Annotated in this window: 12 protein-coding genes; all 12 read right to left on the minus strand. The window is 72.7% G+C overall.

From position 1 onward, the window contains the following. Position 1: 1 nt before the first annotated feature. Entirely contained in the window at positions 2-1,573 is a 1,572-nt protein-coding gene (locus tag AB0368_RS29995; protein ID WP_366157364.1) for a baseplate J/gp47 family protein, read from the minus strand. Between the two features lie 15 nt (positions 1,574-1,588). Beyond that, positions 1,589-1,951, minus strand: coding sequence for a GPW/gp25 family protein (locus AB0368_RS30000; RefSeq protein WP_366157365.1), 363 nt, complete (start codon positions 1,949-1,951; stop codon positions 1,589-1,591). A 17-nt stretch (positions 1,952-1,968) separates the two neighbouring features. Further along, the gene (locus AB0368_RS30005; RefSeq protein ID WP_366157366.1) at positions 1,969-2,445 is read right to left on the minus strand and encodes a hypothetical protein; all 477 of its coding nucleotides are present in this window, start codon (positions 2,443-2,445) and stop codon (positions 1,969-1,971) included. A 4-nt stretch (positions 2,446-2,449) separates the two neighbouring features. Then, positions 2,450-3,109 (minus strand): phage baseplate assembly protein V, encoded by a 660-nt coding sequence (locus AB0368_RS30010; RefSeq protein WP_366157367.1) that lies wholly within the window; start codon positions 3,107-3,109, stop codon positions 2,450-2,452. 11 nt (positions 3,110-3,120) lie between these two features. Then, positions 3,121-4,242, minus strand: a complete 1,122-nt coding sequence (locus tag AB0368_RS30015; protein WP_366157368.1) for a contractile injection system protein, VgrG/Pvc8 family — start codon at positions 4,240-4,242, stop codon at positions 3,121-3,123. A 1-nt stretch (position 4,243) separates the two neighbouring features. Further along, complete coding sequence (locus tag AB0368_RS30020; RefSeq protein ID WP_366157369.1) at positions 4,244-4,825, minus strand: tail protein X; 582 nt, start codon at positions 4,823-4,825, stop codon at positions 4,244-4,246. Between the two features lie 5 nt (positions 4,826-4,830). Further along, on the minus strand, positions 4,831-5,550 hold the full coding sequence (locus AB0368_RS30025; protein ID WP_366157370.1) for a hypothetical protein: 720 nt from the start codon (positions 5,548-5,550) through the stop codon (positions 4,831-4,833). Between the two features lie 146 nt (positions 5,551-5,696). Continuing rightward, positions 5,697-6,134 (minus strand): hypothetical protein, encoded by a 438-nt coding sequence (locus tag AB0368_RS30030; RefSeq protein WP_366157371.1) that lies wholly within the window; start codon positions 6,132-6,134, stop codon positions 5,697-5,699. Positions 6,135-6,142: 8 nt separating this feature from the next. Beyond that, a complete protein-coding gene (locus AB0368_RS30035) occupies positions 6,143-10,282 on the minus strand; it encodes a DUF4157 domain-containing protein (protein WP_366157372.1) in 4,140 nt (1,379 codons plus the stop codon). Further along, positions 10,282-11,427 carry a hypothetical protein gene (locus tag AB0368_RS30040; RefSeq protein ID WP_366157373.1) on the minus strand — a complete coding sequence of 382 codons (1,146 nt, stop codon included), beginning with the start codon at positions 11,425-11,427 and terminating at the stop codon, positions 10,282-10,284. Before AB0368_RS30040 ends, AB0368_RS30035 begins: the two co-directional genes overlap by 1 nt. Beyond that, the gene (locus tag AB0368_RS30045) at positions 11,424-13,562 is read right to left on the minus strand and encodes an ATP-binding protein (RefSeq protein ID WP_366157374.1); all 2,139 of its coding nucleotides are present in this window, start codon (positions 13,560-13,562) and stop codon (positions 11,424-11,426) included. Before AB0368_RS30045 ends, AB0368_RS30040 begins: the two co-directional genes overlap by 4 nt. Beyond that, the gene (locus tag AB0368_RS30050) at positions 13,559-14,398 is read right to left on the minus strand and encodes a DUF4255 domain-containing protein (RefSeq protein WP_366157375.1); all 840 of its coding nucleotides are present in this window, start codon (positions 14,396-14,398) and stop codon (positions 13,559-13,561) included. Before AB0368_RS30050 ends, AB0368_RS30045 begins: the two co-directional genes overlap by 4 nt. Positions 14,399-14,447 lie beyond the last annotated feature (49 nt).

Raw genomic sequence — 14,447 nt, forward strand, 5'->3', positions numbered from 1 at the left:
GTCAGCGCACCCTCGGCACGAGCTCGACCTTCATCCCGTCCTCGTATCCCGGGACGGCCGGCACGATCGGGATCTCGTCGGGGCCCAGCGTGATCACCCCGTCCGTCTCGACCGGGCCGCCGTCGCGGTCCCCGCGGCGGAACTCGGTGATGTTGACGAACTGCACCCCGGGCACGTCCTGGCAGCGCTCGTAGAAGCGGCTCAGGAACACCGTCTCGTTGAACCCGACCCGCTCGAAGGCGAGCAGGTCGGCGCCCGCCCTGCGCACCCGGGCCAGCACGTCGTCGACGACGTGGTAGCTCTCCACTGCCACCTCGGCGGTCACCCGGATCGGCACGTAGTCGACGTCGGCGATCTCGACGATCTGGCTGAGCATCCGCTTGTCCTCGAAGAACGCCCGCAGGTTCGCCTCCAGCACGTCACTGACGTGCTCACCGCGGCGGCCCCCCTCGGGCGCGACGAACAGGGTGACCTCGTTCCAGCTGGTCGCGACCGCGCGTACCTTGGCGACGCCCTTGAAGCTGAGCGCGATCGCCTCGTAGTCGGCGGTGGTGACCGCGCGCCGCAGCGACCGGAACACCGCGGGCGCGTGCCGTACGGCGTGCTCGATGCTCTCCCGGTCGGCGCCGCCGGCCGCGCCGATCGGATTGGTGACGCCGGCGCCGAGCTTCGCCAGGGCCGGCGCGTCCAGGATCACGCTGATCGTGCCGGGCGGCACGTTGCCGCCGGCGCCGCCGCCGACCCGGTAGGTGGCGGTCACCCGCGCGCCCGGGTCCGGTATCGCGCCGAACCGGTCGTCACCGAACGCCACGGCGGCGCGGTCCTGGTCGTCGACGCGGACCGCGAAGTGGTGGTCGGCCGGACCGCTGAACGCCAGGGAGTCGCGCAGCGTCCACTTCTGCGGCGGCACGGCGTCGTCCGGCAGGGTGACGGTAACCGTGATGTCGCCGGGCAGGGCAGCGCCGGGCGGGCGCAGGATCACGCCGGGGTGCGGCAGGGTGAACCGCTGGTCGGTGGAGCCGTCGGAGGTGCCGAGCAGCCGGCCGGTGAACAGCCGGCCCTCCTCGACCGGCACGGCGCGCGACACCCTGCGGCCGGTTCCCGGGTCGACGTCCGCCGTACCGAAGTCGACCTCCATCGGATCGTCGCGGGTGTACTCGAAGCGGACGCTGGGCCGGTCGCGTTCGGAGGCGGTGGCGAATGCGTCGCCCCGCCGGATCGTCACCTTGGCCGTCACGTCGTGGGGCACCGACAGGATCAGCTCGGCCGACGCGGGCGCCGCGGTGCCCAGCTCGTAGCCGATCAGCCGCAGATGCTCGATTACGCTGCGCCGGGTCCGTGCCGTGCCGAGGAAGCTCTCGTTGGCCACCCGGTCCTGGTAGAAGCTGAGGATGTCGCCCAGGTGCGCGAACAGTTCGAGCAGCACGTTGCCGAAGTCCGACTCGGAGGCGTGGCCGCGCCACTCGGGCAGCTTCTCCGGGATCCGTTGCCGCATCGCCACGAGCAGGCTCTCGTAGTCGCGGGCCATGTAGTCGATGACCGGCCGCCCGTCGATCCGGTTGACCTCAGCCACGCCGCTCACCTCCCGTCACCGGAACTGCACCCGGACCGCTCGGTGCGCCAGGTCGCGGCGGCGTACGTACGCGACCTCCACCACCAGCTCCTCCTGCTGCGCGCGGATGTCGACGCCGGCCACCACCAGCTCGTCGGCCAGCCACCGGGTCAGCGCCTGCCCGACGGTGAACTCCACGGCCGCCGCCATGATCGTGTTGTTCGGGTCGAAGACCAGGTTGAACAGCCCGCACCCGAACTCCGGCTGGTTGACCCGCTCGCCCGGGGCGGTGAGCAGCACCTGCACGACCCGGCCGCGCAGGTCGGCGTCGTCGTCCGGATCGGGCGTGATGGTGCCGCGCGGGGTCACCGCGAACGGGAAGCCGAAGCCGGTGGCCATGCCGCTCCTTCCACGTCTCAGGCCGCGCAGGTGACGAACGTCTGCCCCTGCGCCGCCACGGTGCCCTTGCCGGTGCCGCCGGGGATGCCGCAGGTGTCGAACTTGTCGCCGTCGAGCAGCACCTTCACGCCGCCGACGGTGAGCAGCGCGCTGCCGGCGGGCGCGCCCGGCTTGCCGTCGCCGACGCCGGTCGGCGGGGTGAACTTCAGCGACGGCGGCGCCGGCGGCGGAGCGGCCGGCTGGTAGTTGCTGCCACTGAGCGGCTTGTGCGCGAGCTCGCCCTCGGGACGCAGGCTGCTGGTGCTGGTCACCACCGCGACGGGCGTCCCGCCGGCGGTGACGAAGTCGCTCAGCCCGCCGGTCACCGCGCCCTGGTACGTGTAGTCGCCGGTACCGACGTAGGGGGTCGGCGGGTTGGCGGTGTTCAGGCCGTCCACCTGGTGGGTGTCGGTGCCGTCGACCGGGTCGTTCTTCACGATCAGCGCTTTCGCCATCCGATCAGCCCTTCTCCAGGGCGATCGACTTGCCGACGATGCGGATCGGCTGGCCGGACGCGTCGATGGTCAGCGGCTTCTTCGCGGTGATCGTCACGGCGTCCTTGGTGAGCGCGATCGTGTTGCCGGTGGCGTCGGTGACGGTGATGCCGTCGGCGTCCAGCACGATCCGGTGACCCTTGACGCCCTCGCGCAGCAGCACCACCTCGGCGCCGTCGGCGTCCTCGAACTGCAAGGTGTGGCCCTTGCGGGTCTTGAACGTCTTGCGGGTGGGCGCTGCCTGCGGCTCGTCGTCCTCCGCGCCGTCGGCCTTGTTCGGCTTCGGCAGCTCGCTGCCCGCGGACGGCTTGCTCCAGAACGTGCCGCACCAGATCGGGAACTCCGGGTCGCCCTCCTCGAACTCGACCCACACCCCGGCCTCCCGGTCCGGCACCAGCAGCAGGCCCTGCCCGGCCGTGCCGCCGTACGGGGCGCACGGGGTGGCCCAGCCGGTGACCACGTCCGGGCCGAGCACGCTGGGCACGCTGACCCGCAGCCGGCCCAGGCGCAGCGGGTCCTCGTTGTCGACCACCCGGCCCCGGTACTTGCCGAAGAACCGCCGCTCGGCGCGCTCCACCAGCGCCGCCACCATCCGCTCCAGCTCCTCCGGGGCGCGTCCGGCCACCGGCTCGCCCCTCACAGCGCACCCGCCAGCGCACCCAGCAGCCCGCCGCCGTCGGCGGTGAACTGCTCGTCCCCGGACGGCCGCAGCGCGTTGCGGCGCACCTTGAAGTCCTGCCGGTAGCCGTCCACGGTGAACCGGTGGGTCACGTGGGTGACGTAGTAGACGCCGCTGTACGCCTCACCCACTCCCTTCACGGTGACCGTGGCGTGCGGCTTGAGCACGGTGCCGTACTGGTTCGCGGCCACTTCACCCTCCCCGGTGACGAACCAGGCGCCCCGGTCGCACAGGCCCTGACAGAGCGCGTCCATCTCGGGCAGACCGGTGGCGACGGTCTGCGCCACCTCGACCCGGGCCGCCTCGACGCCCGGCTCGGGCAGCCCGCCCGCCCCGAGCAGCTTCTCCGAGCCCTTCTCGGCGGTGGCGGCGAGCGGCTCCCCGGTGATCCGGTCGATCTGGTGCATGGCCACCGTCGCCGGGGCCAGCGCGTCCACCTCGAGGCGGAACCGGTCGACCGTGGTCTGATCGCCGAAATGCACGGCCAGCACCGGCTGCGGGCTGCCGGACAGCGCGGACGGCCCGAAGTAGCCGGTCTCGCCGTCCACCCAGCACTCGAAGCCGTTGCGCAGCGCGAGCCGCTTGAGCAGTTGCAGGTCCGTCTCCCGCTGCACGATCGTGGACACCTGCTCCTCGTGCACCACGTCGGTGGCGGTCACCTGCGGCGTCAGCCCGTACCCTCGGAAGATCTCCGACGCGATGTCGCTGTCGCGCTTGCCGGCCCAGGCACGCATCTTGTCCGCGCGGTCCATCAGGACCCCGGCGTCCAGGCCCCACACCTCCAGCACACACTGGTCGGTGCCGGGCCCGAAGTCCGGCCGCAGGTGGGTGATGTAGCCGCTGATCAGCTGGGGGGTGTCGCCGTCCAGCCCGGCGCTGATCGCCACCTTCTGCCACACCGTGAACCGCTCGTCGTCCAGGTGCGCCCACGACCCGTCCGGTCGCGGCAGCAGCGCCAGGGTCATCCGGAACATGCCGGTGAGCTGCTCGTCCAGCTCGACCTCCAACGACAGCAGGTCGTCGTAGATCTCCGGCGCCTCGGCGCCGCCGATCTCGATCCGCAGGCGGTCCTCGGGCATGTCAGCCGCCGGCCGCGACGGGAATGACGACGGTACGGCCGGCCAGGCCCGCGTCGGACGGGGCGCCGGTGGTGAACCCGGCCGCCTGGATCACCGTGATCAGCTCGGTGACCACGATCCGCGCCCGGTGGAAGGCGATCACCACGGCGCGGTCCGGCTCGGTGACCGTGAGGGTGAACGTCGTGCCGTCCTCGGTCCGCTGCCGCCGGGCCAGGCGGGTGCCGTCGTCGACGAGCACGTCGTCGACACCGGCGGTGGCGATCAGCGCGGCCACCAGCTCGGCCCACGGCGGGTCCCCGGACACGGTCAGCGGGACGCGTACGGCGTCGATCGTCTCCTGGCCGACCAGGGCGAGCGGGGACAGTACGCCGGGGTTGGCGTCGCAGATCCGCCAGAACTGCAGCGGCCGCCCGTAGTACTGCCAGGCCAGCATGTCGAGCCGGTCCCCGGCGGTGACCGTGTGCCGGTAGGTGCCGGTGACGACCGGCGTCATCCGCAGGTCCTTGGCCAGCACCATCCGGCCGCGCGCGTCCGGCACGGTCACGTCCGGGACGTCGCGATATCGGGACTGCCGGCTGAACATCGCCGTCACCCCGGGACCACGACGTCGGCCAGGTCGGCCACATTGGCGAGGTTGAGCACCGACATCGCCTCGGTCATGGCCTTGGAATACAGGTACGGCAGGCTCTTGCCCTCGATGACGGTCAGGTTGACGGCGACCGTGGCGCGGATGGGGTTGAGGTCGGTGCTGAACTCGGTCTCGGTGATGTTCATCGAGTTGATGTTCACCGGCAGCACCCGTTTGCGGCCGAAGATGAACAGCACCATCGGCGGGTTCTCGCCCCGGGTGAAGCTGAAGCCCTCCGGCGCGCCGAGCAGTGCGCCCAGGGCCGCGCCGAGCAGGCTCTCTCCCTTGGGGAACACCATCAGCTCGAGGGTGGACAGCTGCGGGGCGATGCCGAACTGCTCGGTGATGGTGTCCCGGTCGTCGAGCTTGTCGGTCGCGTCGAGCCGGATGTCGAACCCGATGGTCTGCTCCTGCACCGTCACCTGTTGCTGCTGGCGCAGCTCGGTCAGGTCCTTCAGACCGGCGTGGAACTGGCGCAGACTGCGGGCCGGTGCGGCCGGCGCCTGCCCGCCGGCCGGTACGGTGGCCGTGCCGCCCGGCGGCGCGAACGTCAGCGACCGGTTGCGGGTCAGCTGGAGCGGGTTGTACTGGAACACCACGAACAGCGGCGGCAGGCTCAGCCCGAACTCGACGAAAGCGCCGCGCAGCACCCGCGGCTTGCCGGGGAATCCGTCGCTCATCGCCGCATCACCTCACCGGTCCGCCGCCGCCCAGCGGCGACCTTCACCGTACGAGCGGGCCCGGCCGCGACTGAATAGACACAGACTCCCAACTAGGGACCAGGACCGGCCCTGGTACCTCGTGGTCCCCGGCCGGTCCGCAGGGATCAGTCCGGCTCGACCAGGTAGCCGATGACGCCGCTCAGGTAGTCGCCGGTACGTCGGTCCAGGGCGGCGGTCACCAGCGACAGCGGGCACTCGGAGGAGCCGTCGGCCAGCCGCACCACGGGCAGCCGGTAGTAGGCGTCGTCGGTGTCGGACAGTTCGATGTCCCAGCGCGCTTCCTCGACCCCGAGCACCAGGACCAGGCCGGCGTGCCGGGCGGCGGCGTCGGTGACCTCCCGCCCGCCGACCTTCAGCGCGTCGTCCGGGCCGGGGAAGCGGTTCAGCAGGTACGCCTCCAGCTCGTCCAGCGAGGCCGGGGTGATGCCGAGCTCGTGACCGATCAGCTCGTACAGCTCGTCGCGGGCCTCCACGTCGCGGGCGAGCCAGGACTGGAACTCCGCCTCGCTGTGCAGGCGGAGGGCGGCGAAATCGTCGGCCATGGACGCTCCTATTGTCGGGCCGGCAGGATCCGGCGGGAGAACTCGGTGCCGCCGCGGACGGTGTCACGGAACTCGACCAGGATCCGCCCGTCGCGCAGCGCCTGCAGCAGCGGGCCGCTGGCCTCGGTGTCGATCAGGATCCACTTGATGCTCCAGCCCTGCCGGACCAGGGCCGCGTCCCGCCGCACCTCGGCCAGGATCTCTCCGGACGCATAGATCGTGCCGGTCTCGTACGCCTTCACCTCGACACCACGCCGCGACTTGACGTCGGCGATGTCCAGCCGGCGCACCTCGTTGCCGACCTGCACGGTCACCTCTGTCTTACCCCAGCCGAGCCGGGAGTGCTCGGCGGACACCACCGCGTTCGCCTTGCGGGCGCGGGTCACGTTCGCCTGGTAGATGCTCTCCCAGGCCGGGTACTCCAGGGTGCCGCCGACCAGCTCGTACATCTCCCTTCGGATCTTCTTGTGGGTGTCCGTGCCGGCGTCGTGCTCGCGCAGGCGCTCCAGCAGCTCGGCGTACTTCTTCTGCTTGGCCTTGGACAGGCCCTCCGCGGCGACGTAGCCGACGCCCTCCCCGACCGGGCCCAGGTCCAGGGTGCGCAGGTGCCGGTCCAGGTCGACCTGAAGTTTCGCCAGCTCGCCCTCGGCCCGGTCGCGGGCGCCGGGCTCCATCGTCTTCATCCGCTCCAGCTGCGCCTCGATCAGCTTCGGCAGCTTCCGGATCTCCAGCTGCGCCTCGAACTGCGGCTTGTTGCCGGGGTCGAGGGTGTCGACGCCGACCAGGTCGCGCAGCCAGTTCAGGGCCTGCTGCACCCGGCCGGAGAGCCCCTGGTACTTCTCCATGGTGCGGACCGTCTCGGTGTGCAGCGCCACCGTGCCGGGCCGGGCGTCCGGGCCGCAGCGGATGGTGATCTCGGTGATCAGCCGGGTGGCCGGGTCCACCGTGTAGTCGACCTTGACGGTGTCGCCCTTCAGGTTCGGGTCGACGGTGAGCTTCTGCCGCAGGTCGGTGGGCAGGGCCTCGCGCAGCTCGATGAGGGTGGCCCGGCGCTCGCCGATCGGCGCGGGCTCGGGCCGGCCGGTGGTCGTGGGCTCCTTCGGCGCCTGGGCTTCCTTGGCGGCTTGCGCTTCCTTGGCGGCCTGGAGCTCCTCGGCCTTGACCTGCCCTTTCGCCTTGAGCACGTTGGCGGCCAGGAACAGTCCGTTGTTCTGCACCGCCGACGAGATCGCATTCGCCCGCGCCCGCCGCGCCGCCGCATGCGTGAGCGCACCCGACCGCTCCTGCGCGGCGATCGACACCATCTGGTCGAGGAACTGCACGTTGCCCCAGAGCAGCCCGCCGTAGTTGATCGCCTCGTTGGCCACCGCCACGACCTTGGCGAGCGTCTGCGCGCCGCGCAGCGCCTGCGCCGCCGTCTCGATCTGGGCGCTCGTCGTGCCGCCCTCCAGGGTGATCGCGAACATCTTCTCGAACTTCTGCACCCGCAGGCCCGCCGCGAGCTGCCCGGTCGCGCCCAGCCCGCCGAGCAGGCCGAGCACGTCGTTCACGGTCTGCGCGTCCAGCCGCAGCGTGCCGGCCTGCCAGCGGTGGATGAGCCGGGCGGCGGCCACCCCGGCGCCGATCACCGCGCCGGCCACGCCCGCCGACGCCACGAACAACCCGAGTGCGGCCAGCGTCATCACCAGGTCGTCCAGGCGCTTCTCGGCCAGGGCCCAGTCGGTCGGCTGGCTGTCCACCAGCAGCTCGGCCGGTGCGGCGGTTTCCAGGCCGAGACCCGCGGTCCGTACGCCGATCCGGCCCCGCCCGTACGCCGCCTTGCCGCCGAACTTGGTCAGCGCCGACAGGAACGCGGCGCTCGGGGTGTCGCCGAGCCCGATGTACGCCTCGCCGTCCCGGTTGGTGACATCGCTGATCAACCAGCGGTGCTTGGTGCCGTCCTTGGCCATCGGACCGGCCGAGATGAGCAGCGGATACTGCTCGCCGGTCACCTCGGACACCAGCGTCGCGTTGACGCGTACCGCCGGGGCCAGGTCGGCGCCGGCGCCCGCGGTGCGCTGCTGCTCGTGCCGTACGGCCAGGGCGATCTGGTCGTCGAGCTGCTCCAGTTCCCGCTCCCGGGCGTACCCGGTGACCTTGGGATCGGCCGGTTTCGCCGCCCGGCGCTGCCGCAGCAGTTGCAGCGGGGTGCCCTCGAAGCGCAGCTTCGCCTCGGTGAGCAGGCTGGTCAGGTACTCGGCCTTCTTGGTGTCGCCGGCAGCCTTCGCCAGGTCGATCTGCGCCTGCAGCTCGGCGAGCTGCGCGGCCGGCTCGTCGAGCGACTCCCGCACGTTGCGGTCCATCGGGGCGGCCTCGGTGACCCGGGCGGCGACCGACGGCGGCCGGATGATCGGCCGGCCCTGCCGGTCCTCGTTGACCGCCGGCGTGGTGATCACCCGGATCAGGAAGATGCCCTCCCGCTCGAACGGGATCTCCTGCTGCACCCGCGGCCCGGCGAACAGGTCGGCGATCAGCCGCAGCGTTGCGCCCAGCGTGGTGACCAGCAGCGACACCGGCGCCAGCTCCAGCGCGAGCCGGTTCGCGGCGGCGTTGGACAGCCGCTGCCCGGCGGTGTCGCCGCCCGGGTTCGCCGCGCCGCGAGAGGCCCGCTGGGTGTCCTTCCACCAGTCGCCGAACTCGCGGGCGAACTCGTGCTTGGCGCCGCCCGTCCCGGTGACGTCGGTGCCGGAGCCGGCCTTGGCCCGGGTGAACTCGGCGATCCGCTGGTCCAGGGTCTTCTCGCCGCCGGGCGGGGGAGCGGGCGTGCCGACCGGGTTCGCGGCCAGCTGCTGCCGGGCGTACTTGGTGATGTCGTAGCGTTCCCACTTGTAGTGGATGGTCTCGCCGACCTGCGAGATGACCTGCGCGGCGACCGTGACGTTGCCGTTCGCGGTCCAGTCCACCTTCGAGCTGTAGGTGGGGTTCGCGTCGATCGGCACCAGCTTCGGGCCGTCGATCGACACCGGCCAGGGCGGCGCGTTGGCCGGCTCGCCGTCGCCGCGGGTCTCCACCTGGCCGGCGTACTGCGACTCGCCACCCGGGGTCTTCTTGCCGACCGGTGTCTCCTTCGCCTCGATCGTCGGCACGAAGTAGACGATGTCGGCGGCCGAGGCGACCTGGGCCGTGGCGGCGCGTACCCGGTCCGGCTCGCCGACGAGTTGTTCGAGGTTGAACACCACTTCCGGGGCGGACTTGGCGGCCTCGGCCGGCTTCTCGCCCTCGGCGGGGATCCGGTGTCCGACGACCGAGCCCTTGCTGCCGGTCTCGGGCATCCACGGGCCGTTCACGTCACCCTGGAAGATGGTGATCGCGACCAGCCGCCCGCCCCGGTCGAGGTAGACACCGGGATGGAAGGCGAACCGCTGGTCCTCCTTGACGGCCACCCGGTCGATCGGCGCCCCGTCGGTGTCGAAGAACGAGATGAAACGCGTGCCGAGCCCCACGAACAGCCGGCGGGCGGGCCCGGCGCGCAGCCGGAACCCCTCGGCGAGCACCTGAGCGGCATAGCTCGTGCTGTCCGCGAACACCTCGAGGCGTTCCACCGGGCGGCCGCCGCCCCCGCCGCCCTTGGTCTTCGGCGCCCGCCACAGCACCGGCCCGGTGTGCTTCTGCTCGACGTGCGCCAGCTCGTGCGCGAGCACCGGGTAGCCGGCCGATCGCCCGGCCCGGCCGAGGAAGATGTGGCTGCCCACGGTGAACGCCGCGGCCCCGGCGGCGTCGGCCAGGGCCGCGGCCCGCTCGCCGTCGTGCACGCGTACGTGCCCGAGGCCCGCGCCGAAGCGCGGTTCGAAGAAGGCCCGGTCGGTGGTGCCGAGCGGCCGCCCGCCGCCGGCCTGCTCGGCCACCGCGGCGGGAACCCCGGCGGGCAGGTGCGGCACGGCCGGACCGTCGTTCGGGTACGCGCCCGGCGGCGCCGACAGCACCTGCCGCGCCCGCTCCTCGGCGTGCACCTCGGGCTGATCGCCCGGCGCGGAGACCACCCGGCTCAGGAAGTCGTTGCCGAGTCCCCGCTGCGGCGCCGGGGCCCGCGTGGCGGCGGGCTGCGGCACGGCCTTGCCGCCCGGCGCTCGGGTGGCCGGGACGGCTCGGATGGTGGACCGGCCGGCCATCAGAACCGGAAGCCCAGTTTCAGCAGCGCCTGGTGGACCTGCTGGTCCTGCTCGGCGGCCGGGCGCAGCACCTGATAGAGCGCCTCCCACCGGGTACGCCCGAGGTCGAGCCGCAGCCCACCACCGAGCTCCGGGCCCTGCCGCGGATCCGGGCCGCCCAGATCCCAGCTGTAGCCGCCGACGAGCCGGCCGTACAGCGGCCGGAACAGCCGGAAGTCGAGCCCGCCGCCGACGCCGGCCCGGACGAACGCGGACTGATCGGTGAACGGCACGTCGAGCCGCACCCCGGCCCGCAGCGCACCCCCGGCCCACTGGAGCACCAGGTCGTACCCGGCGGAGGCGAGCGCGCGCGGCCCGCCCGCGCCGAACTCGGCGCCCAGCCCGACGCTCGGGCCGTGCTGGAGCTGCGCCCGCCCGTACGCCAGGGCGCCGGACGCACCGGTGAAGACGCCCACCACCGGCGGCACGTTGCGGTACCGCACGGTCACCGTGACCGGCTTGGGGTAGCCCTGCACCAGCTCGGCGATCTCGTCGAAGTCGCCGCCCACGTCGATGCACCCGGAGCTGCCGGCCAGCAGGCCGCCGTGCAGGTAGAACCCGTCCCGCTTGCTCACGTCGCCGAACGGACCCTGCCGTAGCGGCCCGTTCGGGGTGAGCGCGACCCGCCCGGTGCCCCAGTCCCCGGCGTGGATCTTGCGGCCCTGCACGGTCACGTCGCCGGCTCCGAACACCCCGCCGAGCTGGAGCTTCATCCGCTCGCCGAAGTCGTACCGCTCGATGCCGGACGGCCGGAACGTGTACGCGCCCTCCGGGATCGGCCCGTAGTCCTTCACCCCGACGAACCGCTTGTCGTTCATGTACGTGTCGGTCACCGGGTTCGCCCCGGTGGCCTTGGCGTCCTCCTCGCGCAGCACCACCGGCCGCCCGGACTGCGCCGACGTGCGGAGCACTTCGGCCCCGTCGCCGTACACGATCAGGTCGGTGCCGTCGAACTCCATGCTGATCGTCGTGTACGCCTTGCCCAGGAACGCGTTGCCCAGCGCCCGTTCCCGGCTCGCCCCGGCCGGCGGGGTCTTCGCCGGCACCGGCGGGGACGCCTTGCGCGTCTGCCCCGGCGACATCAGGGTGAACCGGTCGTCGCTCATCGGGCCGGCTCGATCCACAGCCGCCCGATCTTCTCGAACTCGCGGCGGGTGCCGTCCAGGATGTGCCGCCGGTCGATCACCTGGCCGTCGCCGGCCGCCAGGAAAGCCGCGTTCAGCACGATGTTGCGGATCGTCCCGCCGGCCACCTCGAACTCCCGGCCCAGCGCCTCCGGGTCGACGTCGGCGGCCACCGGCGCGGTCGCCGGCAGATGGGTACGCCAGATCCGCGCCCGGCTGCCCGCGTCCGGGAACGGGAACTCCACCACCGACCGCAGCCGCCGGGTGAACGCGTCGTCCAGGTTCTGCCGCAGGTTGGTGGCCAGCAGCACCACCCCGTCGTATTGCTCCATCTGCTGCAACAGGTAGCTGGTCTCGATGTTCGCGTACCGGTCGTGCGCGTCGGACACCTCGGTGCGCTTGCCGAACAACGCGTCCGCCTCGTCGAAGAACAGGATCGCGTTGCCGCCCCGGGCCTCGGCGAACACCCGGCGCAGGTTCTTCTCGGTCTCCCCGACGTACTTGCTGACCACCCCGGACAGGTCCACCCGGTAGAGGTCCAGGCCCAGGTCGGCGGCGCACACCTCGGCGGCCATCGTCTTGCCGGTACCCGGCGGGCCGCCGAACAGCGCCGTCACCCCGGTGCCCCGCCCGCCGAGCGTGCCGAACCCCCACCCGCCGTACACCCGCTGCCGGTGCCGGGCCTGCGCGCAGATGTCGCGCAGCATCCGCAGCTGCGGCTCGGGCAGCACCAGGTCGTCCCATCCACAGGCCGGGTGGACCGCGACGGCCAGGTCGGCGAGCCGCCCGGCGGAGCGGTCCCGGCAGGCCGCGTACACATCGGAGAGGGTGAGCGCGCGCGGCTCGGCCTCGGTGAGCCGGCGCCGGTCCGCCTCGGCGGCGGCCGCGCGGATCGCGCCCGGGCCGAATCGGAAGCGTTCGGCCAGCTCACCGGCCCAGGTTCGGGATTCGGGGGTACGCGTAGACAAGGCGTCCCGCCACAGGGCGATGCTGCGCGGCACGTCGGGCAGGGCCAGGGTGACCTCGTGCACGGGAATGCCGGGGAGGGCCGTGTCACGCCACGGCTCGATGGTGGTGACGACGGCCAGCCCGCCCAGGTCGTGCAGCGCGCCGGCCAGGGCGGCGAGCAGCGGGCGGCCGTCGTCCGGCGCGGCGTCCGGGCCGGTCAGGCAGACCGCGGCGTGGCGCAGGCGGGCCTCCCGGACGGCGATCGTGATCAGGTCCGGGGTGGTGGCGGGCGTGCTCGCGTCCACGGTGAGCAGGGCCAGGCCCAGGTGGGCGCTGACCTGCCGGGCGAGGTCCTGGCGGCCGGAGCCGGGCGGCCCGTGCAGGGCGAGGACGAGGGCCGGGCCGGGCATGTCGGCGGTGATGTCGTGGCGGGCGGCCAGGCGGGCGAGTCCACCGGCCGGGTCCGGCTGTCGCCCACCCACCGGCCGGCCGGCGCGGTCCAGCGAGGCGATCCCGGCCAGCCGGGCGTCCAGCTCGTCCTCGTCGTCGCCCAGCAGATAGCGGCAGATCCGGGGGTCCAGGGCCAGGAAGCGGCCCAGTGCCGACGAGCCGGACGGGCTGGCCGGGTCCGGCACCACCCGCAGGATGCCCAGTCGCAGCAGCCGCGCCCCGTCGTCGAACGACCGCAGGCCCCGCCACCGCTGACCCTCGTCGTCGTGGAGCAGCTCCAGCACCAGATCCACGCTCGGCCGCTTGCGGGTGATGTCGTCCTGGAGGTAGGCGTACAACCGGTCGTACTTGCGGCGCAGCTCCGGAGCCAGGCAGATCACCACGGCGCGCAGCTCGACGGCCGACAGCCCGAACAGCCGGCCCAGCCGGGGGAGGGCGAGTGGCGTGGTGGCGGCGCGTACCCGGGCGGCGATCACCGCCGACACCTGGTCGAGGACCTCGTCCAGCTCGGGCGCGGACGTCCCCGGCGGGCCGCCGGTGTCCAGCAGCCACTCCACCTCGTCGCGGGTGATGTAGACGGTCCGCGCCGTCTGGCCCTGGGGCGCCAGGTCGTTGAGCAGCGTCGCCGTGGCCAGCCGCCGCCGGATCGTCAGGTCCAGCCGGCGCAGTTCGTCGGCCAGGTGGGCGAGGCTGTCCGGGTATCCGGCGACCGCGGTCACGGTGTCACCTCGACCACGAACGTGCGGCGGAAAAGCGCGGAGACGTCCACGCGTACCTCATGGAAGCCGGCCGGAAGGTCGGCGGGAAGGGTGGCCTCGAAGCTGTCGCCGGTCAGCGGGCCGCTGTCCAGGACCAGCCGGTCACCCACCACCACGTCGGCACGCCAGCCGCTCAGGTGTTGGCCGGTGAAGGTGAGGACCGTCCCCTGCGGCCCGGCGGCCGGCGTCATCGCAGCGACCGCCGGCGGCCGCCAGGGCGCGCGGACGTCCGGCACACCGACCCGGCGCACCCGCTGCGGCACCGGCCGGGCCGCGGCCGGCGACCGGTCCAGCTGGACGGTCGACACCTGGTAGAGCACCGACAGCCGGAACGGTTGCGAGAACGTCGTCCAGATCCGGCTGAGCTCCTCGAGGTCGGGCGCGTAGCAGGCGATCTGCACCCTCTCCCGGGCGTCCGCCAGGCCCGGCTCGAGGTGTTCGGCGGGGATCGTCGGGTGCTCGTGGAACACCCGCATCGCCTCGCCGAGGATCTGGTGCGCGGCCGCGTTGCCCGTCACCGGATCGTTCTGCGCATACGGGGTGAGCAGGTAGAACAGGTTCAGTGAGAGGGGCGCGTCGACCAGCCGGGGTGGCGTGCCGGGTCGTACCGTCCAGTCCTGGTTCTTCAGGAAGGCGTTCTCGATGATCTTGTAGAGGAACAGGTTGATGCGGCGCTGGCCTCCCGTCTCGTCGGGGGCCATCAGGGTGACGTCGACCGAGGGGGTCAGGGCCATCTCGCCGCGCAGCAGGTTGCGCAGTGAGGCGGAGACCATGCCGATCGCGGTGGAGGCGCTCATCGCGTGATCCGGTTGCGGAGTCGTCCGATGTGGCGCCGCTCCCAGAAGG

The organism is Actinoplanes sp. NPDC051475, from assembly GCF_040689425.1.
Lineage (GTDB): Bacteria > Actinomycetota > Actinomycetes > Mycobacteriales > Micromonosporaceae > Actinoplanes.